Here is a 19,562-nt window from a genome sequence, read left to right on the forward strand (position 1 = left end):
CGGCGGGTTTTTCATTGAAGGCTCCTTTAGAGCGTTTCCCTGTTGGATTGAAGCATTCTGTTGGCTCAAACGGAGTCGAATGGTCGTCCGGCCGGCGCGCGTCGTAGCCCGGTCCTACGGCCAAGCCGGCCGGACGATCAAGCGGCCCGTTTCAGCCAACCCGAAGGGCCGGGCATCTTTCCGCCAGGATCAAAGGCGATCGGCTCGGACGTACCGTCAGGTATGCCCGTCGGCAATCGCCTTTGCCCCGACGAAAACCTGCTCCGGCAGAATGCTTCAATCCAACAAGGAACGCTCTAAGCGATCAGGTGGGCTGTGCCACCGACACGACAGGGTCCGCCGCCTCGTCGTCGTCGGTCAGGATGCCGCTTGCCTTCAGCAGCGAGGCGAAGCGTCCGCCGCTCGCGCTGAGTTCGTCGTAACTGCCCATTTCGGCGACGCGTCCGTTCTCCAGGAAGATCACCTTGTTCGCATCGCGGACGGTGGAAAGCCGGTGGGCGATGATGAAGGTGGTGCGGTTTTCACGGAGGCGGTCTATGGCGGTCTTGACGCGAGCCTCGGTCTCGACGTCCAGCGCACTGGTAGCCTCGTCGAGCACGAGGATCGGGGCGTTCTTGAGGATGGCGCGGGCAATGGCGATGCGCTGGCGCTCGCCGCCGGACAGCCGGTTACCGCGCTCGCCGACCGGAGTCTCGTAGCCGTTCAACCGCGTTTCGATGAACTCGGCAGCGGCGGCGGCTTCCGCTGCCATCGCGATGTCTTCCTCGCTTGCGCCTTCGCGGCCGAGGCGGATGTTCTCGCTGATCGACCGGTTCAGGAGGCCTGCATCCTGGAAGACGGTGGCGATGGAATGGCGCAGCGATTTCCGCGTCACCTTGCCGATGTCGATGCCATCGATCAGGATCTTGCCTTCCTGGGGGTCGTAGACACGCTGCAGGAGGTTGATGAGCGTGGTCTTGCCGGCGCCGGTCGGGCCGACGATCGCCACGGTCTCTCCGGCTTTCGCCGTGAAGGAGACGTTGTGGACGCCCTGGCTCGTGCTGGCAAAGCCAAAGGAGACATCGCGGAATTCCACATCGCCGCGAACCTCGCCGAGGTCGGCGGCGTCCGCCGGCTCGGCGCGCTCTTCGACGGAATCCTCGAGGAGGAAGAAATCCTCGAGCTTGGCGCGCGCTTCGAAGATCTGGGTCGCGAACTGGCGCAGGAGGTCCAGGCGGCCGATCAGCAGGTTGGCGAAGCCGATGAAGGCCACGACGTCGCCGACCCGGATTTCGCCGCGCTGAACCAGAAGCGTGCCGATGACCAGGATGACGCCCATGGACACCGTCGAGGCGGTGCGGTTGAGCGCGCCGGCCAGAGCCCACCAGTCGAGCACCGGATACTGGGCGGCCAGCAGGTCCTTGGTATAGTCCTTGAGCGCCTTGGTCTCGGCCTCGATGCGATTGTAGCTGTGCAGCACCGATACGTTACTGATCGCGTCGCTCACATGCGAAAAGACCGTGTGGTAATGGTTTTCGACCGACGCCTGCCCCTCCTTGGTGCGGTTCATCACCGTCACCCCGATGATCCAGTAGAGGATGCTCAGCACCAGAAGGACGAGGCTCAGCCGCCAATCCATCGAGATCGCCGTGGGGACCAGCAGGACGAGCGCCACGGCGGTAGCGAGGTGAGTACGCATGAATTCGAGCCACAGGCCGAACAGGCTCTCTGCCGCACGCAGCAGGGTGTGCAGCGCATGGGATGTGCCGCGGGTGTGGTGCCATGCGAGCGGCATGGAGATGATTCGTCCGAAAGCCTCTGTCAGCAGCGATGCGCGTCGGCCATGGGCGAGCCTGTCCGCCTCACGAGCGACAAGCACATAGGCAACGGTATTGAAGACACCGAAGCCGGCCCATAACATCAGTACCGGCGTGACGGTACTGCCGGACGAAATGGCATCGATGATCCGGCCGAAAAGGATCGGTTCGGCAATGGTGATGACGGCAAGCACGATATTGGCGATGACGACGGCGCCGACGCGCCATTTGTTCTTCGCCAGATATTGGAGCGCTCGTGCGTAAACCTGGAACAGCGTCAACTGGCGCAACCTCTTTCAAGTGGAGCCGCCATCGGGGCGGCACCGGTAATCTAGTGATCGGAAACGGCAATTCCGCGACGGAAGCCGGAGATAATACTCTTCTGCCAGAAATGTTTCATGGAGGGCAAGGCTTCCCGCATTCAGTGTCTTGAACCAACCGACGGCTTATTGCACAAAGCCGTCAAGGGCTAGATTTCGCGGTATACCTTCAAAGAATGATAACTATGCTAATCGATTGTGCATAAGGGAAGTTACTGAAATTTAAGATAAAGACAAGAATCGCCCGGAGAGAACGCGGCGGGGAGCAAGCCTTGAACATTCAGCTGGTCGTGCAACTCTTGGTACTCGTGGGGGAAATCAAGACCGAAGTGGAGCTGACGGCCCGGCTCGAATCTGTGCTGAAGGCCTATGGATTCGAATATTACGGACTGGTCATCCGGCCGCGCTCCCTTCAGAATCCGGACGGTCTTGTCCTGGCCGGCCGGTGGCCGGAAGGCTGGCAGGAAATCTACGAAGCCCGCAAATATGCCCTGGTCGATCCGACCGTCCGGATGCTCAGCATCGCGCAAAGACCCTTCCGCTGGCGGGATGCTGTCCTCAGGCTGCGGAACGATCCGCATCGGCAGCGCATGCAGCGGATGATGCAGGAGGGGACACGTCACGGCCTTCAGGACGGCTACGTGTTTCCGGTCCATGGCCGCAACGGCCTGCTCGGCAACATGACGCTCGGTGGCCGCCCGGTGGATCTCTCGCCCGCTGAAATGGCGCTGTTCGAGGCCGCCGCCAAGAAGGCGTTCTGGCGCTTTCTGGACCTGCGCGGACAGGCGGAAGAGCTGGAGGCCGTCGCAAAGGTGGATACCCAGCTTACCCGCCGCGAGATGGAAGTCATCGTCCTGCTCGCCGACGGCCTGACCTCCAACGAGGTCGCGAAGTCGCTCGATATCTCGAGCCATACGGTCGACTGGTACATCAACGGGCTTCAGGAGAAGCTGCGCGCCAAGAACCGCCAGCATGTGGTCGCTTCGGCATTTCGCCTCGGCCTGATTGCCTGAGCGATTGGTCTTCTTGCGACACATCCGGTCTCCCCAAGAAATTGCGCTTGCCTGATTAAGGCAATACTGATTTCTTTGCAGTGCAGCATTACTTTCGATGGCGCCTGAGGAGATCCGTCTTGCCTATTTCCAAGATCTTAGTTGCCAACCGCTCCGAAATAGCGATCCGGGTCTTCCGTGCGGCCAATGAGCTCGGCATCAAGACTGTTGCGATCTGGGCGGAGGAGGACAAGCTCTCGCTGCATCGGTTCAAGGCCGACGAGAGCTATCAGGTCGGCCGCGGCCCGCATCTTTCCAAGGACATGGGACCGATCGAAAGCTATCTTTCGATCCCGGAAGTGATCCGCGTCGCCAAGCTTTCCGGCGCCGACGCCATTCATCCGGGCTACGGCCTGCTCTCCGAAAGTCCGGAATTCGTGGAGGCCTGCAACGATGCAGGCATCATCTTCATCGGGCCCCGACCGGACACGATGCGCCAGCTCGGCAACAAGGTCGCGGCGCGCAACCTGGCGATTTCCGTCGGCGTGCCGGTGGTGCCGGCAACCGAGCCGCTGCCGGACGATATGGCCGAAGTCGCCAGGATGGCTGAGGAGATCGGTTATCCGGTGATGCTGAAGGCATCCTGGGGCGGCGGCGGGCGCGGCATGCGCGCCATCCGCGATCCGAAAGACCTCGCCAGGGAAGTCGTGGAAGCCAAGCGCGAGGCGATGGCCGCCTTCGGCAAGGACGAAGTCTATCTGGAAAAACTCGTCGAGCGCGCCCGGCACGTGGAGAGCCAGATCCTCGGCGATACCCACGGCAATGTCGTGCATCTCTTCGAGCGCGACTGTTCGATCCAGCGTCGCAACCAGAAGGTCGTGGAGCGAGCCCCGGCCCCCTATCTGTCGGAAGCCCAGCGGCAGGAACTGGCCGCCTATTCGCTGAAGATCGCCGCGGCGACCAACTATGTCGGCGCCGGCACGGTCGAGTACCTGATGGATGCCGATACCGGAAAATTCTACTTCATCGAGGTGAACCCGCGCATCCAGGTCGAGCACACGGTGACGGAAGTCGTCACCGGCATCGATATCGTCAAGGCACAGATCCACATCCTCGAGGGGTTTGCGATCGGCACGCCTGAATCCGGCGTGCCGGTCCAAGCTGACATCCGCCTCCACGGCCACGCGCTGCAATGCCGCATCACCACCGAAGATCCGGAGCACAATTTCATCCCGGATTACGGCCGCATCACCGCCTACCGATCGGCCGGCGGTTTCGGGATACGTCTGGACGGCGGCACGGCCTATTCGGGTGCGATCATCACCCGCTATTACGATCCGCTGCTGGTCAAGGTAACGGCTGCCGGCACCACGCCGCAGGAGGCGATCGACCGCATGGACCGGGCGCTGCGGGAATTCCGCATCCGCGGCGTCGCCACGAACCTGACCTTCCTCGAAGCGATCATCGGCCATCAGAAATTCCGCGACAACACCTATACGACGCGGTTCATCGATACGACGCCGGAATTGTTCGAGCAGGTCAAGCGGCAGGACCGTGCCACCAAGCTGCTCACCTATCTTGCCGACGTCACCGTCAACGGCCACCCGGAAACCAAGGGCCGGCCCGTGCCTTCCGAGCACGCCGCAAAGCCTGTCCTGCCCTATATCAACGGCCCGATCCCGGACGGCACCAAGCAGCTCCTCGACACGCTCGGGCCGAAAAAATTCGGCGAATGGATGCGCAACGAGAAGCGCGTGCTGATGACCGACACGACGATGCGCGACGGCCATCAGTCGCTGCTGGCGACCCGCATGCGCACCTATGACATCGCGCGGGTGGCGGGCGTCTATGCGCGGGCGCTGCCGAACCTGTTCTCGCTGGAATGCTGGGGCGGGGCGACGTTCGACGTTTCCATGCGCTTCCTCACCGAAGATCCGTGGGAGCGCCTGGCGATGATCCGCGAGGACGCGCCGAACCTGCTGTTGCAGATGCTTTTGCGCGGCGCGAACGGGGTCGGCTACAAGAACTATCCCGACAACGTGGTGAAGTATTTCGTCGCCCAGGCCGCAAAGGGTGGTATCGACCTGTTCCGTGTCTTCGACTGCCTCAACTGGGTCGAGAACATGCGTGTGTCGATGGATGCGATCCAGGAGGAGAACAAGCTCTGCGAGGCGGCGATCTGCTATACCGGCGATCTCCTGAACTCCGCACGACCGAAATACGACCTCAAATATTACGTTTCTCTGGCCGAAGAGCTGGAGAAGGCGGGCGCGCATATCATCGCGCTGAAGGACATGGCCGGCCTGCTGAAGCCGGCCGCGGCGCGGGTGCTGTTCAAGGCGCTGCGCGAGGCGACAAGCCTGCCGATCCATTTCCATACCCATGACACCTCGGGCATCGCGGCCGCGACGGTGCTTGCGGCGGTGGATGCGGGCGTCGATGCGGTCGATGCGGCGATGGATGCGGTGTCCGGCAATACGTCCCAGCCCTGCCTCGGCTCGATCGTCGAAGCGCTCTCCGGCTCCGAGCGGGATCCGGGCCTCGATCCGGAATGGATCCGCCGCATCTCCTTCTACTGGGAAGCGGTGCGCGGCCAGTATGCCGCCTTCGAAAGCGACCTCAAGGGACCGGCCTCGGAAGTCTATCTGCACGAAATGCCGGGCGGCCAGTTCACCAACCTCAAGGAACAGGCCCGTTCGCTCGGGCTTGAAACCCGCTGGCACAAGGTCGCCCAAACCTATGCGGACGTGAACCAGATGTTCGGCGACATCGTCAAGGTGACGCCGTCCTCCAAGGTGGTCGGCGACATGGCGCTGATGATGGTCAGCCAAGACCTGACGGTTGCCGATGTCGAGAACCCGGCCAAGGACATCGCGTTTCCCGACTCCGTCGTATCGATGCTCAAGGGCGATCTCGGCCAACCGCCCGGCGGCTGGCCCGAGGCGCTGCAGAAAAAGGTGCTGAAGGGCGAGGCGCCCTATACGGCGGTGCCCGGCTCGCTTCTGGCCCCGGCCGATCTCGACGCCGAGCGCAAGGCGATCGAGGACAAGCTGGAGCGCAAGGTCAACGATTTCGAGTTCGCCTCCTACCTGATGTACCCGAAGGTCTTTACCGACTTTGCGCTGGCTTCGGACACTTACGGCCCGGTCTCGGTTCTGCCGACGCATGCCTATTTCTACGGCCTCAAAGACGGCGAGGAGCTGTTTGCCGATATCGAGCGGGGCAAGACGCTTGTTGTCGTCAACCAGGCGATGAGCGGCACGGACGCACAAGGCATGGTGACCGTGTTCTTTGAACTCAACGGCCAGCCGCGCCGCATCAAGGTGCCGGACCGGGCGCATGGGGCTTCCGGCAGTGCGGTGCGCCGCAAGGCAGATATCGCTAATGCCGCTCATCTCGGCGCGCCGATGCCGGGCGTCATCAGCCGCGTCTTTGCAACGACCGGCCAAGCCGTGAAAGCCGGCGATGTGCTGCTGTCCATCGAAGCGATGAAGATGGAAACCGCGTTGCATGCGGAGAAGGATGGCACGGTGGCCGAGGTCCTCGTCAAGGCCGGCGACCAGATCGACGCCAAGGATCTGCTCATCGTCTATGGCGGCTGATTTCAGCCGCCTTCCCCAGCTGCCCGAACTTTCCAGCCGAGCCCCTCGCCAAAGATGAGCATCAGGTCGGCGCCGTACTTCAGGATTGCGCCGGGCCTCATGCCGGCCGCGTGGCAGTCCGGCCGCGAACTTTTCTATTCGTTGTGGGTTTCGCCTGGATACAATTTGTGAGAGGGAGGGCTTGTTCGCGGCGTTGCAAATTCAATCGATTTAAATATGTTCGCGGCGATCAAGAGGAACATATCCATGGACAGTCGCGCACCCTCAAACGCTTCCTCCAGCTCCCGAGCCTTCTTCACCCGCGAAAGGGCGGGCGTGTCGCTGCTCTTCCTGATGAACGGCTTCATGATCGGTGCATGGGCGCCGAAAATCCCGGAATTCGCGAGCCGACTGAGCTTGAGCGAAAGCGCGCTCGGGCTGATGATCCTGACTTTCGGGCTCGGATCGCTGCTGATGATGCCGATTGCCGGCAGCCAGATTGCCCGCTTCGGATCGAGCCAGGTTTCCAAATATACATCCGTGCTTTTGACCCCGACATTGCTTCTGCTCACCTGGGTCGGCGGCATCTGGTCCGGTGCGGTCGCCATATTCCTGTTCGGTGGCCTGATCGGGGCCATGGACGTGGCGATGAATGCCAATGCGGTCTCGGTCGAGAAAAACATGCGCCGCGCGATCATGTCGTCCTGCCACGCCTTCTGGAGCCTCGGCGGATTGCTGGGATCGTCGACGGGCGGTTTTCTGATCGAACATATCGGCGTTTCCGCCCATGCCATTCTGGTCACGGTGCTGGCCGCGCTGATGATCGTCGCTGCCTGGCGGACCGTCCTGCATGATGCCCCGCATCCGGACGAAGCCAGGCATGGCGGAAGCCGCCTGCCGCGTTCGCCACTGCCCTGGCTGATCGGCATCATGGCGCTGTTCTGCATGATCCCGGAAGGCGCGATCCTCGATTGGGGTGCGCTTTATCTTCGCAACGAGCTCGCGGCTTCAGTCACGCTGTCCGGCTTCGCCTTCGCGGCCTTCTCGCTGACCATGGCGGCGATGCGTTTTGCCGGGGACCTGATCCGCGACCGTTTCGGCGCGGTGAAAACGCTGCGCGTCTGCGCCGTCATCTCGATCTTCGGCCTGCTGCTGATCGGCTTCGCGCAGAATGCGCCGATGGCGATCGCCGGCTTTGCGCTGACGGGCGTCGGCATATCGAACATCGTGCCGATCGCTTTCTCTGCGGCCGGAAACCTGCCGGGCATGGCGGCCGGTGTCGGCCTTTCGGTGGTCACGACCATGGGTTACTCCGGCATCCTGGTCGCGCCTTCGGCCATCGGCTTCATTGCAGAGCATACCGGCCTTGCGATCATCTTCGCCGGCCTCTCGGCGCTGATCGTCGTGGTGCTTATACTCTCGCCTCTGGCCAAACATGCGGACACGGCGCATCACTAGGTGCGTCAGCCTGCCGGGCTGGAACAGGTAAGGTCGGTGCGATAAAGTGAGTGTCGCGGCGGTTGACAAGCCGCGAGCCATACGCCACCTGAAAGGCGCTTCATTCCCAAGCCGACGAGACTTCCGATGACCGCACCCATCGACTACGACCCGAAACCGCGCCGCGCCACAGTCGCCGTCGATGTCGGCGGCGTCATCGTCGGGGGAGGCGCGCCAGTCGTCGTGCAGTCGATGACCAATACCGATACCGCCGATATCGACGGAACGGTCGCCCAGGTCGCGGCTCTCTACAAGGCCGGTTCGGAAATCGTGCGCATCACCGTCGACCGCGACGAGAGTGCAGCAGCGGTGCCGAAGATCCGCGAACGTCTGCTGCGGCTTGGCATGGACGTGCCTCTGGTCGGCGATTTTCATTATATCGGCCACAAGCTGCTCGCCGATCATCCGGCCTGCGCGGAGGCGCTCGCCAAATACCGCATCAATCCGGGCAATGTCGGCTTCAAGGACAAGAAGGACAAGCAGTTCGCCGACATCATCGAGATGGCGATCCGCTACGACAAGCCGGTTCGCATCGGCGTCAACTGGGGTTCGCTCGACCAGGATCTGCTGACCACGCTGATGGACCGCAATGCCGCAAATGGTTCGCCGCTGTCGGCTCGCCAGGTCATGCATGAGGCGATCGTCCAGTCGGCGCTGATTTCCGCCGAGCTTGCCGAACAGATCGGCCTGCCGCGCAATCGCATCATCCTGTCGGCCAAGGTCAGCCAGGTGCAGGACCTGATCGCCGTCTATTCGATGCTCACCGAGCGCTCCAACCATGCGCTGCATCTCGGCCTCACCGAAGCCGGCATGGGCTCCAAGGGTATCGTAGCCTCTTCGGCCGCCATGGGCTATGTGCTGCAGCACGGGATCGGCGATACGATCCGCGTTTCGCTGACGCCGGAGCCTAACGGCGACCGGACCCGCGAAGTGCAGGTGGCGCAGGAACTGCTGCAGGTCATGGGGTTCCGCCAGTTCGTACCCGTCGTCGCCGCCTGTCCCGGCTGTGGCCGCACCACCTCGACGGTGTTCCAGGAACTCGCCCAGAACATCCAGAACGACCTGCGCAAGAACATGCCGGTCTGGCGCGAGAAATATCCGGGCGTCGAAGCGCTCAACGTGGCTGTCATGGGCTGCATCGTCAACGGCCCGGGCGAGAGCAAGCATGCCGATATCGGCATTTCGCTGCCGGGCACGGGTGAAACGCCGGCAGCCCCTGTCTTCATCGACGGCAAGAAGGCGCTCACCCTGCGCGGCGTGAACATCGCCGCCGATTTCGAGAAGCTGGTCATCGACTATATCGAGCAACGCTTCGGCCAGCGCACGGCTGCCGAATAATCGCATGAGCCGGTTCTGGTCGCCGATCGTCAGCACGCTGAAACCCTATGTCGCGGGCGAACAGCCGCGCATCGCGAATCTCGTAAAGCTGAATACCAACGAGAACCCCTACGGGCCGTCTCCAAAGGCGGTCGCCGCGATCCAGGCGGCGGCGGACGATGCTCTTCGGCTTTATCCGGATCCATCGGCAACGGTGTTGCGGGAGGCGATCGCGGCGCGTTTCGGGGTGCAGGCGGATCAAGTGTTCGTCGGCAATGGTTCGGACGAGGTGCTGGCGCATACGTTCCAGGCCTTGCTGAAACACGACAGGCCGCTGCTTTACCCGGACATTACCTACAGCTTCTATCCGACCTATAGCCGGCTCTACGATATCGACGTGGTCGAAATCCCCCTCGATGAAGGCTTCCGGATCAAGATCTCCGACTACGACCGCCCCTGCGGCGCGATCATCGTCCCGAACCCGAATGCGCCGACCGGCGTCGGTTTGTCGCTTGCGGAGATCGAGGCGCTGGTGGCCACGCATCCGGACGCGCCGGTCGTGGTGGACGAGGCCTATATCGATTTCGGCGGCGAGACGGCCGCGAGCCTGATTGCCCGTTATCCAAACCTTCTCGTCATCCAGACGCTGTCGAAATCCCGGTCGCTTGCCGGCATGCGCGTCGGTTTCGCGCTCGGCCAGCGGCACCTGATCGATGCCCTGGAACGGGTGAAGGACAGTTTCAATTCCTATCCGCTCGACCGGTTGGCGCAGGTTGCGGCGACGGCCGCGGTCGAGGATGTCTCGTGGTTCGAGGCCTGCCGGCAGAAGATCATCGCGACGCGCGACCGTGTCAGCGCTGAATTGTTCGCGATGGGTTTTGAGGTTCTGCCGTCGCAGGCGAACTTCGTCTTCGCCAGGCATCCCAGTTTGCCGGGCGCAGACGTCTATTTAGCCCTGCGGGCCGAAGGCGTGCTGGTCCGCCACTGGAACAAGCCGCGCATAGCCGACTATCTGCGCATCAGCATCGGCACGGATGCCGAATGCGACCGGCTGCTCGAAGTCCTGAAAGGCCTGCCGGCCGCCGGCTGATCCGCCCGTTTTTTCGCTCTAGCGGATTTCTTCGCCGGGTGTCTTGATTGGCAGCGTTCTCGCCCGCCTTCCGGTCAATAACGAAGATACGCCGGCCTCCTCGTTATTGCCGCAATTCATGGTAAATGAGATGGCACCACTGACGACGGGGACGTTTATTTACATGCTCAAGAAAATCGCAATCGTCGCACTTTGCGCGACCTATCTTTCTGCCTGCACCACGACCGATCCTTATACGGGCGAGCAGAAAATTTCCAACACCACCGGCGGCGCTGCCATCGGCGCAGGCCTCGGCGCGCTGGCCGGCGGCTTGACCGGCGGACGCCATGCGGGCCGCAACGCGCTGATCGGCGCCGGTATCGGCGCGCTCGCCGGCGGCGGGATCGGTGCCTATATGGACAATCAGGAAGCGGAACTGCGCGCCCAGCTGCAGGGCACCGGTGTTTCGGTGACCCGCGTCGGCGACCGCATCATTCTCAACATGCCGTCGAACATCACGTTTGCCACCGACCAAGACCAGGTGATCCCGCCCTTTTACCGGACGCTCGATGCCGTCGCGATCGTGTTGAACAAGTTCAACCGCACCTTGATCGACGTGAACGGCCATACGGACTCGACCGGCAGCCTGCAGCATAACCAGGCGCTCTCCGAACGCCGCGCCGCTTCCGTCGCGAACTATCTCGGAAGCCGTGGGGGTGTGGACCAGCGCCGCATGTCGACGATGGGCTTCGGACCGTCGCAGCCGGTTGCCTCCAACGCGACCTCGGATGGCCGCGCGCAGAACCGCCGTGTCGAAGTGGCGATCGCACCGATCACCCAGGGCTGATCAAAAAAAGGCTGATAAGGAAGGCGAGCCGTTCAGATGCGGCTCGTCAGCAGCTTCAGGCCGGCGACGCTGTAGAACACCGCCATCGTGCCTTCGACCCAGCGCCGCGCGGCCTTGTAGCCGCGTAGTGCATGGGACGTCGAAAACACCAGCGCATAGGTGGTGAAGATCAGCATGCTCGAACTCATGCAGACGGCGATGATCAACAGGATCGCCGAGGTCGGCGCATTGTCCGGCAGGCCGAGCGAAATGATCGCCAGCCAGGCAAAGATCGCCTTCGGATTGGTGACGTGGATCGCGTAACCGCGCAGCCAGAGCTGGCGGGCGGTATAATTCGTTTTCGAATTGCCGAGGGCGACCTTGGAATCCGGCAGGCGCGCGGACTTGTAGGCCTTCCAGGCCAGGTAGATCAGATAGATCCCGCCGAGCACCTTCATGATCTCCAGGGCAATCGCATAGTTGCGGAGCAGTGCCGCAAGACCGAGCGCTGCGGCGCAAGCCCAGGTGAAAGAACCGCAGGCGATGCCGAGCGCTGTGATCAGGCCGGCGCGGCGGCCTTGCGAGATCGAGGTGCCGATGATGGCGAAATTGGCCGGGCCCGGGCTTGCGACATTGATGACATAGGCCACATAGGCCGGCCACATGTAGGGCAGATAGCTCAGGACGTCCGGCATTCTCGTTTCCTATCCTTTTCAGTTTTCCCGGCTGGCGATGAAGCGCGCCGTCTCCTGCAGAATGGACGCCTTTTCGCCGTAGGGCGCAAGTAGTTCCATGGCTTCCTTCGTCAGAACATCGAGCCGGCCTTCCGCCCATGTTATACCGTGCAGCGCCACGAGCGTGCCCTTGCCGCGTCCCGCATCCTTGCCGGTTGCCTTGCCCATGGTTGCCGCATCCGAAGTCAGGTCGAGCAGATCGTCGGCGAGCTGGAAGGCAAGGCCGATCTTCTGGCCGAACAGCCGCAGCCTTTCGCGATGCTCCGGTTCAGAGCCTGCGATGATTGCCCCCGCCTCGCAGGCAAAGCGCAGCAGCGCACCCGTTTTCATCGCCTGCAATATGGTGATGCCGGCCTCGTCGGGGGGCGATTTTTCGGCGGCGAGATCGAGCGCCTGGCCGCCCGCCATGCCGCCCGGTCCCGCAGCGCGGGCAAGTGAGAGAACGAGTTCCGTCTTCAGCCGGTCGGCGAGTTCGGTTTCCGGCGCGGCGATGATATCGAAGGCGTAGGTCAGCAGGCTGTCGCCTGCGAGGATCGCAGTCGCCTCGTCGAAGGCCTTGTGTACCGTCGGCTGGCCGCGGCGCAGGTCGTCGTCGTCCATGGCCGGCAGGTCGTCGTGGATCAGCGAATAACAATGCAGGCATTCGAGTGCGACGCCGACCCGAAGTGCTGCATCCGCCGGCCCGCCCAGCAGGGCCGCACTCTCTCGCACGAGGAAGGGCCGCAGCCGCTTTCCGCCGTTCAGCGAACCATGCCGCATGGCCGCCATCAGATGCGTCGGGCGGGTCATCTCGTCGGGAAGAGGGGTATCGGACAGGAGAGACGAAAGCAGGGCTCCCGTCTCGGCGGCGCTCTGCCGCAGGCGTGTTTCGAATGCCGTTTTCGCGTCCGTCATGGCCGCTGTTTGGCATGCCGAGTGTTTGCTGGCAACGGCGATTCACCAGGACACGCGAAGTTTTCGGCGCCAGACTCGCCTTGGCCACGTTGAACGGTTATGAAACTCAAAACGAGGGACGAGTGCGATATTGGACATCACACCCGAACAGCAGGTGCAGGAGGAGGAGCCCGTGAGGCCCCGCTGGCGACGGCGCCCGGTTTCCGGAACTCTGATCCGCCGGATCGTGCTCATCGCGGTCGCGCTGGTGGTGTTGCCCTATCTGTTGATCTTCGTCTACGCGCTGCCGTTCACCCGCCCGGTCTCGACGCTGATGCTGTCGGAGCTCGCGCTGTTTCGCGGATACGACCGGCGCTGGGTAAGCCTCGAGGAGATTTCACCCAACCTCGTCCGATCGGTCATGATGTCGGAGGACGGCCAGTTCTGCTTCCATGGCGGCGTCGACTGGAACCAGATGCGTGGCGTGGTCGAGGATGCGCTCGACGGCGAGGCGACGCGAGGCGCGAGCACTATACCGATGCAGACGGCCAAGAACCTGTTCCTCTGGAACGGCCGTTCCTTCATCCGCAAGGGGCTGGAACTGCCGTTGGCGATGGGTGCCGATTTCGTCTGGTCGAAGCGGCGGATGATGGAGATCTATCTGAACATCGCCGAATGGGGGCCGGGCATCTATGGCGCGGAGGCAGCGGCGCAATATCATTTCAAGGTTCCGGCTTCGAAACTGAGCGCCCGGCAGGCCGCACTTCTGGCCGTAGCACTTCCCAATCCGATCACCCGTGTCGCCGGCAAACCGAGCCGCGGCGTGCAGCGGCTGGCCGGCGTTGTCGAGAGCCGAGCGCGCGGTTCTGGCGATTACATCAAATGCATTTATGATTGAGGTCTATCGATTTCATTGGTCGCGTCCGGGTAAGCCCATTATGAGGCTGAATGAACCAACCGGAGATGTGGCGCATGGAAAAGCTTACCCTTTATATCGGTAACAAGAATTATTCCTCCTGGTCCTTTCGCCCCTGGATCGCGCTGACGGCGGCGGGCATTCCCTTCGAGGAAGTGCTGATCCCCTTCGACTTCCCCGCCGGCAATCCGAAATTCAAGCCGATCTCGCCGACCGGCAAGGTGCCGGTGCTGCACCAGGGTGATATTCGCGTCTGGGAATCGCTTTCGATCATCGAATACGCCGCCGAGCTTTTCCCTGACAAAGGCATCTGGCCGAAAGTCGCCGCTGACCGCGCCGTTGCGCGGTCCATCTCGATGGAGATGATTTCCGGCTTCCGGGCGCTGCGCAACGCCTGCCCGATGAACATGCGCCGGCCGAAGGCGAAGATCCCCCTCGCCGAGGGCGTGATGGACGACGTGGCCCGCATCGAGACGATCTGGCGCGAACTCCGGGCGAAGTCCGGCGGGCCGTTCCTGTTCGGCAAATTTTCCGGAGCGGATGCGATGTTTGCGCCTGTCGTCAACCGTTTCGACGTCTATGACCTGACGACGGATACGGAGACGCTTGCCTATATGGCGGCGATGAAATCCCATCCGGCCTGGCTCAAGTGGCAGGAGGCCGCACTGGCCGAAACCTGGATCGTGCCGGAGGATGAGGCTTAAGCCGCATATTTCTCAAAAAATCCCGGCAGGGACTGGTCAAAGCCCGGCAGGGCATGTATAAGCCGCCCAAATTTCCGAGATCGAGACATGTCCAATCGGCCTCAGTTCCGGCCGGGGATTATGTTTTGCACGCAAGTGGAGTAACGAAAATGGCTGTACCGAAGAGAAAAACGAGCCCGTCGAAGCGCGGTATGCGCCGCTCCGCAGACGCACTCAAGGCTCCGACCTATATCGAAGACAAGAACTCCGGCGAACTGCGCCGCCCGCACCATGTCGATCTGAAGACCGGCATGTATCGCGGTCGTCAGGTTCTGACGCCGAAGGAAAACGCATAAGCGTTTTTCGTTCTATTGCATCAAAGGTCGGCTCCGCCGGCCTTTTTTGTTGCGCGTAGAACTTGTTTTGCTGCGCCAAGACTTGCGAAAGCAAGGCAAGCACGTACAGTCCGGCCATATCGACTGGAGTCCGAGACCATGCTTGCTGCATTGCCGCTGATGATCATCCCGTTCATTCTCTATAACCTGGGCATGCTCGGTATTCTGGGCGGCGGTGGGGTCGCGTCGCTCGGCAACGTCATCAGCTCGCTTCAGATGCTGTCGGGTGCCGTCTGGACCATGACGCTCGGCGACGTGATCATCGTCATCTCGCTCGTCTTCCTGTTCGTGGAAATCCTGAAAGCCAGCCGCAACGGTCGCGGCTCGCTGATCAACCACATGCTGTCGATGCTGGTCTTCATCGCCTATCTGGTTGAATTCCTGCTGGTGCGGGATGCCGCGACGCAGATCTTCTTCATCCTGATGACGATCACCTTCGTCGACGTCATCGGCGGCTTCGCGGTAGCAATCCGCGCAGCCGGCCGCGACGTGTCGATCGGGCTCTAACCGCCCTTCGGGTCTTAGAGATTATCGAGGCGGCTCTGCAGGTTGCGGAGCTGTTCCTTCAGCTCGTCGATGTCCTTGGCGTCGGTCTTCTTGGCGGCAGGTGCCGAGGGCTGTCCCGCAAAAGGAGAGAACATCTGCATGGCCTGGCGGAACATGTCCGTATTGCGGCGCACCTGTTCCTCCATCATCTGGATCGGCATCTGCAGGTTCTTGCTGAGCGGCGTATCGCCGAAGGCGCGCGTCATCTGTTCGCGCATCTGAACCTGCTGGTCGGTGAAAGCCTGCATCGAGTGTTCGAGGAAGGTCGGAACCACCATCTGCATCTGGTCGCCGTAATAGGAAATCAGCTGCCGCAGGAAGGAAATCGGCAGCAGCGTGTTGCCGGTCTTCGATTCCTGCTCGAAGATTATCTGCGTCAGAACCGAATGGGTAATGTCGTCGCCGCTCTTGGCGTCCTGTACGGTGAATTCCTCGCCCTTCTTCACCATCTTCGCCAGGTCTTCCAGCGTCACATAGGTGCTGGTGCCCGTGTTGTAGAGGCGCCTGTTGGCATATTTCTTGATTATGATTTCGCCTTCGGTCTTCGCCATGATTGCCTCCTGCTCCCGTCAATATGGTTTGGTCATTATCGATTGGCATGCTTCTCCCGACAGGAATGTAAGCCTAAATGACGAGGACTTACAATCGATTTGTGCGGCGCGGCGACGCGTTTATTGCGCAGCAAACCCGTGAAATCTAACGGGCATTTTCGAAACGCCCGACAGGTCCGCCGCGGCGTTCGGCTGCCGTTTGACTCTCGGCTCAAGCTTTGCCAGTCTCGCAGACAAATAACGGATAAGAGGAAACGTCCATGTCCAATCCATCCATCGTAATCGCAGCCGCTGGCCGCACGGCCGTCGGCTCCTTCAACGGCGCCTTTGCCAATGTCCCGGCGCACGAACTCGGTGCGGCGGCGATCAAGGGTGCGCTGGCGCGCGCCGGCGTCGAGGCGGCCGAGGTGGACGAGGTCATCCTCGGTCAGGTCCTGCCCGCGGGCGAGGGCCAGAACCCGGCCCGGCAGGCGGCCATGAAGGCCGGCGTGCCGAAGGAAGCCACCGCCTGGGGCATCAACCAGCTCTGCGGCTCGGGCCTGCGCGCCGTTGCCCTCGGCATGCAGCAGATCGCTCTCGGCGATGCCAAGATCATCGTTGCCGGCGGCCAGGAATCGATGTCCATGGCTCCGCATTGCGGGCACCTTCGCGGCGGCGTGAAGATGGGCGATTTCAAGATGATCGACACGATGATCAAGGACGGCCTGACCGACGCGTTCTACGGTTACCACATGGGCATCACGGCGGAGAATATCGCCCGCCAGTGGCAGCTCTCCCGCGAGGAGCAGGACCAGTTCGCCGTATCTTCCCAGAACAAGGCGGAGGCCGCGCAGAATGCCGGCCGCTTCAAGGACGAAATCATCCCCTACATCATCCAGACGCGGAAGGGTGACGTGACCGTCGAGAACGACGAGTATATCCGTGCCGGTGCGACGCTCGATTCGATGGCCAAGCTGCGCCCCGCCTTCGACAAGGAAGGTACGGTGACCGCCGGCAACGCCTCGGGCCTCAATGACGGTGCGGCCGCTGCGGTGCTGATGACGGAAGCGGAAGCCGCCCGCCGTGGCATCACGCCGATGGTTCGCATCGTGTCCTGGGCGACCGCCGGCGTCGATCCGCAGATCATGGGCACCGGCCCGATCCCGGCTTCCCGCAAGGCGCTCGAAAAGGCGGGCTGGAAGGTCGGCGATCTCGATCTCATCGAGGCCAACGAAGCCTTTGCCGCGCAATCCTGCGCCGTCACCAAGGATCTCGGCTTCGATCCGTCGCTCGTCAACGTCAACGGCGGGGCGATCGCGATCGGCCATCCGATCGGCGCATCGGGTGCCCGCATTCTCAACACGCTTCTTTTCGAGATGAAGCGCCGCGGCGCCAAGAAGGGCCTTGCCACGCTGTGCATCGGCGGCGGCATGGGCGTCGCCATGTGCCTTGAGGCCATGTAATACCGTTGGATGACTGTGGATAATCCCGCCGAGGTTGCAAAACTTCACGGCGGGCCTATCTCCCCGACGAAAGCATGTCAAACTAGGTAAGTATCCGTTCACATAGAAGGATCGGATCACAACGCAAAGGGGAAGATCGCATGAGCAGGGTTGCATTGGTTTCGGGAGGAACGCGTGGGATCGGGGCAGCCATCTCCGTCGCGTTGAAGGCGGCAGGTTATCGTGTCGCGGCAAATTTTGCGGGCAATGAGGAAAAGGCAAAAGCCTTCCACGACGAGACCGGGATTCCCGTCTTCAAGTGGGATGTCTCCAGCTATCAGGGCTGCGTCGACGGAATAGCAAGAGTGGAGGCCGAACTCGGCCCGATCGAAGTGCTTGTCAACAATGCGGGTATTACCCGTGACGGCATGTTCCACAAGATGACGCCCGAACAGTGGAACGAGGTGATCGGCACCAACCTGACCGGCCTCTTCAACATGACGCATCCGATCTGGAACGGCATGCGCGAGCGCGAATTCGGCCGGGTCGTCAACATCTCGTCGATCAACGGCCAGAAGGGCCAGATGGGTCAGGTGAACTATTCGGCAGCCAAGGCCGGCGATCTCGGCTTTACCAAGGCGCTGGCCCAGGAAGGCGCTGCAAAGAACATCACCGTCAACGCCATCTGCCCCGGCTATATCGCGACCGAAATGGTGCGGGCGGTGCCGGAAAAGGTGCTGAACGAGCGGATACTCCCCTTGATCCCGGTCGGACGCCTCGGCGAGCCGGAAGAGATTGCCCGGTGCGTCGTATTCCTCGCTTCCGACGATGCCGGCTTCATCACCGGGTCGACGCTGACGGCGAATGGCGGCCAGTTCTTCGCGAGCTGATCTTCACCGTTAACCTTTGAGAGGGTTTCGGCGCATCGTGGTGCGCCGAAACGGTCGGTCTCTATGGTTAACGAATTGTTATTGCACGATATATTGCGGTGAACAAACCGCGAAACCGGTGATGTCGCCGATTCGTCGGCGATTCGTTCCGGCTTTGGCCAACGGTTAATGCAACGGTCTCTCAGAGCAAAACAAAACCGGCGCCGATTGCTCGGGCACCGGTCCTGAGGGACTGGATTGTTGCTCGCGGTTAGCGGCAACGCGCCTCGTAACGGCGGCCGTAACGGTCGCGATAGATGCAGTAGCCGCGGCGTTCCGAGGACTGGCCGATCGCAGCGCCGACAAGGCCGCCTGCAACCGCACCAACTGCCGCGCCACCCCAGCTATTCGTCACGGCGCCGCCGATAACGGCACCCGTGCCGGCGCCGATTGCGGTGCCGCGTTCAGTTGCAGTACAGGAGGCGAGCGTGGCGATCATGCAGCCCGCAATCAGAATCTTCTTCATCATGTCAGTTTCCCTTCCCTTTGGTACACACGGCTACGCCGCTTTTAGATCCTGCCCATCAGCAGCAGGATAATGATGATAAGCACGACAAGGCCCAATCCGCCCGACGGACCATAGCCCCAGCCTCGGCTATAACCCCAATTCGGCAACGCGCCAATGAGTAGCAGAATGAGGATGACGAGCAACACGGTTCCGAGCATGGTTTTCTACTCCGCTAGATAATCCGGTATGGATTTGGCGAGGAAACGTAGCGCCGTGATTTTTGTTCCATCGGCATGCAAACGTGTGCTCTCATGTGGTCAAACTGCGTCAGCCAATGTTAACGGCACCTGAACGATTCACTTCCGACGGCCCTCGCCGCGCCGATTTTCTTGCGGGTCTGTCCTGGTTGTACCTACCATATCTTGTGAGAACAAATGGCGAAGACATGGATGTCTGTGATTCGTCGGCGATTCGTTCCGCGTTTGGCCTGAATCTTAATTCCGTCTTCGAACGAGGGCGGAGCGATCTAAATCGGTTGATAAAACATTAACCATATCAATGGATTGACTCTTGCGATTCTTCGTGAAAGCGCAGCTTCGGGATGAATCCTGCAATTGTGTGCCTCCAATCGCGATGCAGATTCAGGATGTCGTGGGGAAGTGCGGAGT

18 protein-coding genes are annotated in these 19,562 nt (G+C 61.7%); 12 read left to right on the forward strand and 6 right to left on the reverse strand.

Translation table 11 applies throughout. From position 1 onward, the window contains the following. Positions 1 to 304: 304 nt before the first annotated feature. Positions 305 to 2,077 (reverse strand): glucan ABC transporter ATP-binding protein/ permease, encoded by a 1,773-nt coding sequence (locus ACZ9EJ_RS20010; RefSeq protein WP_046640190.1) that lies wholly within the window; start codon positions 2,075 to 2,077, stop codon positions 305 to 307. A gap of 311 nt (positions 2,078 to 2,388) precedes the next feature. On the opposite strand from ACZ9EJ_RS20010, the gene ACZ9EJ_RS20015 reads away from it, so the two are divergent. From ACZ9EJ_RS20015 to ACZ9EJ_RS20040, 6 genes are all read left to right on the forward strand, one after another. Further along, positions 2,389 to 3,129 carry a LuxR family transcriptional regulator gene (locus ACZ9EJ_RS20015; protein ID WP_046640189.1) on the forward strand — a complete coding sequence of 247 codons (741 nt, stop codon included), beginning with the start codon at positions 2,389 to 2,391 and terminating at the stop codon, positions 3,127 to 3,129. Between the two features lie 119 nt (positions 3,130 to 3,248). Next, entirely contained in the window at positions 3,249 to 6,710 is a 3,462-nt protein-coding gene (pyc, locus tag ACZ9EJ_RS20020) for a pyruvate carboxylase (protein ID WP_046640188.1), read from the forward strand. Positions 6,711 to 6,956: 246 nt separating this feature from the next. Then, complete coding sequence (locus ACZ9EJ_RS20025; protein WP_046640215.1) at positions 6,957 to 8,147, forward strand: MFS transporter; 1,191 nt, start codon at positions 6,957 to 6,959, stop codon at positions 8,145 to 8,147. 126 nt (positions 8,148 to 8,273) lie between these two features. After that, the gene (gene ispG / locus ACZ9EJ_RS20030) at positions 8,274 to 9,524 is read left to right on the forward strand and encodes a flavodoxin-dependent (E)-4-hydroxy-3-methylbut-2-enyl-diphosphate synthase (RefSeq protein ID WP_046631695.1); all 1,251 of its coding nucleotides are present in this window, start codon (positions 8,274 to 8,276) and stop codon (positions 9,522 to 9,524) included. A 4-nt stretch (positions 9,525 to 9,528) separates the two neighbouring features. Further along, on the forward strand, positions 9,529 to 10,593 hold the full coding sequence (gene hisC, locus ACZ9EJ_RS20035) for a histidinol-phosphate transaminase (RefSeq protein ID WP_046640187.1): 1,065 nt from the start codon (positions 9,529 to 9,531) through the stop codon (positions 10,591 to 10,593). Between the two features lie 163 nt (positions 10,594 to 10,756). Then, complete coding sequence (locus ACZ9EJ_RS20040) at positions 10,757 to 11,419, forward strand: YiaD family glycine zipper/OmpA-like lipoprotein (protein ID WP_046640186.1); 663 nt, start codon at positions 10,757 to 10,759, stop codon at positions 11,417 to 11,419. 32 nt (positions 11,420 to 11,451) lie between these two features. On the opposite strand, the gene ACZ9EJ_RS20045 is transcribed toward ACZ9EJ_RS20040, so the two are convergent. Together ACZ9EJ_RS20045 and ACZ9EJ_RS20050 are read right to left on the reverse strand one after the other, a co-directional pair. After that, the gene (locus ACZ9EJ_RS20045; RefSeq protein WP_046640185.1) at positions 11,452 to 12,093 is read right to left on the reverse strand and encodes a LysE family translocator; all 642 of its coding nucleotides are present in this window, start codon (positions 12,091 to 12,093) and stop codon (positions 11,452 to 11,454) included. An 18-nt stretch (positions 12,094 to 12,111) separates the two neighbouring features. Then, positions 12,112 to 13,026, reverse strand: a complete 915-nt coding sequence (locus ACZ9EJ_RS20050; RefSeq protein ID WP_046640184.1) for a polyprenyl synthetase family protein — start codon at positions 13,024 to 13,026, stop codon at positions 12,112 to 12,114. Between the two features lie 130 nt (positions 13,027 to 13,156). Between ACZ9EJ_RS20050 and mtgA the strand changes: the two genes are divergently transcribed. The 4 genes from mtgA to ACZ9EJ_RS20070 all read left to right on the forward strand — a co-directional run bounded on the left by mtgA (position 13,157) and on the right by ACZ9EJ_RS20070 (position 15,506). Continuing rightward, the gene (mtgA, locus tag ACZ9EJ_RS20055) at positions 13,157 to 13,903 is read left to right on the forward strand and encodes a monofunctional biosynthetic peptidoglycan transglycosylase (RefSeq protein ID WP_046631703.1); all 747 of its coding nucleotides are present in this window, start codon (positions 13,157 to 13,159) and stop codon (positions 13,901 to 13,903) included. Between the two features lie 74 nt (positions 13,904 to 13,977). Beyond that, on the forward strand, positions 13,978 to 14,625 hold the full coding sequence (locus tag ACZ9EJ_RS20060; RefSeq protein WP_046640214.1) for a glutathione S-transferase family protein: 648 nt from the start codon (positions 13,978 to 13,980) through the stop codon (positions 14,623 to 14,625). Positions 14,626 to 14,774: 149 nt separating this feature from the next. Then, positions 14,775 to 14,960 carry a 50S ribosomal protein L32 gene (gene rpmF, locus ACZ9EJ_RS20065; protein ID WP_007759580.1) on the forward strand — a complete coding sequence of 62 codons (186 nt, stop codon included), beginning with the start codon at positions 14,775 to 14,777 and terminating at the stop codon, positions 14,958 to 14,960. 138 nt (positions 14,961 to 15,098) lie between these two features. Then, positions 15,099 to 15,506, forward strand: coding sequence for a hypothetical protein (locus ACZ9EJ_RS20070; RefSeq protein WP_037081348.1), 408 nt, complete (start codon positions 15,099 to 15,101; stop codon positions 15,504 to 15,506). A 14-nt stretch (positions 15,507 to 15,520) separates the two neighbouring features. Here ACZ9EJ_RS20070 and phaR read toward each other — a convergent pair whose 3' ends face one another. Next, entirely contained in the window at positions 15,521 to 16,096 is a 576-nt protein-coding gene (gene phaR / locus ACZ9EJ_RS20075) for a polyhydroxyalkanoate synthesis repressor PhaR (protein ID WP_046631710.1), read from the reverse strand. 260 nt (positions 16,097 to 16,356) lie between these two features. On the opposite strand from phaR, the gene ACZ9EJ_RS20080 reads away from it, so the two are divergent. Then, positions 16,357 to 17,538 carry an acetyl-CoA C-acetyltransferase gene (locus tag ACZ9EJ_RS20080; RefSeq protein ID WP_046631712.1) on the forward strand — a complete coding sequence of 394 codons (1,182 nt, stop codon included), beginning with the start codon at positions 16,357 to 16,359 and terminating at the stop codon, positions 17,536 to 17,538. A gap of 140 nt (positions 17,539 to 17,678) precedes the next feature. Further along, positions 17,679 to 18,407 carry a beta-ketoacyl-ACP reductase gene (gene phbB, locus ACZ9EJ_RS20085; protein WP_046640183.1) on the forward strand — a complete coding sequence of 243 codons (729 nt, stop codon included), beginning with the start codon at positions 17,679 to 17,681 and terminating at the stop codon, positions 18,405 to 18,407. Between the two features lie 250 nt (positions 18,408 to 18,657). Here phbB and ACZ9EJ_RS20090 read toward each other — a convergent pair whose 3' ends face one another. Together ACZ9EJ_RS20090 and ACZ9EJ_RS20095 are read right to left on the reverse strand one after the other, a co-directional pair. After that, entirely contained in the window at positions 18,658 to 18,915 is a 258-nt protein-coding gene (locus ACZ9EJ_RS20090; protein ID WP_046631716.1) for a YMGG-like glycine zipper-containing protein, read from the reverse strand. Between the two features lie 41 nt (positions 18,916 to 18,956). Next, entirely contained in the window at positions 18,957 to 19,112 is a 156-nt protein-coding gene (locus ACZ9EJ_RS20095; protein WP_007775119.1) for a DUF3309 family protein, read from the reverse strand. Positions 19,113 to 19,562 lie beyond the last annotated feature (450 nt).

Source organism: Neorhizobium sp. USDA 3394 (assembly GCF_056280385.1).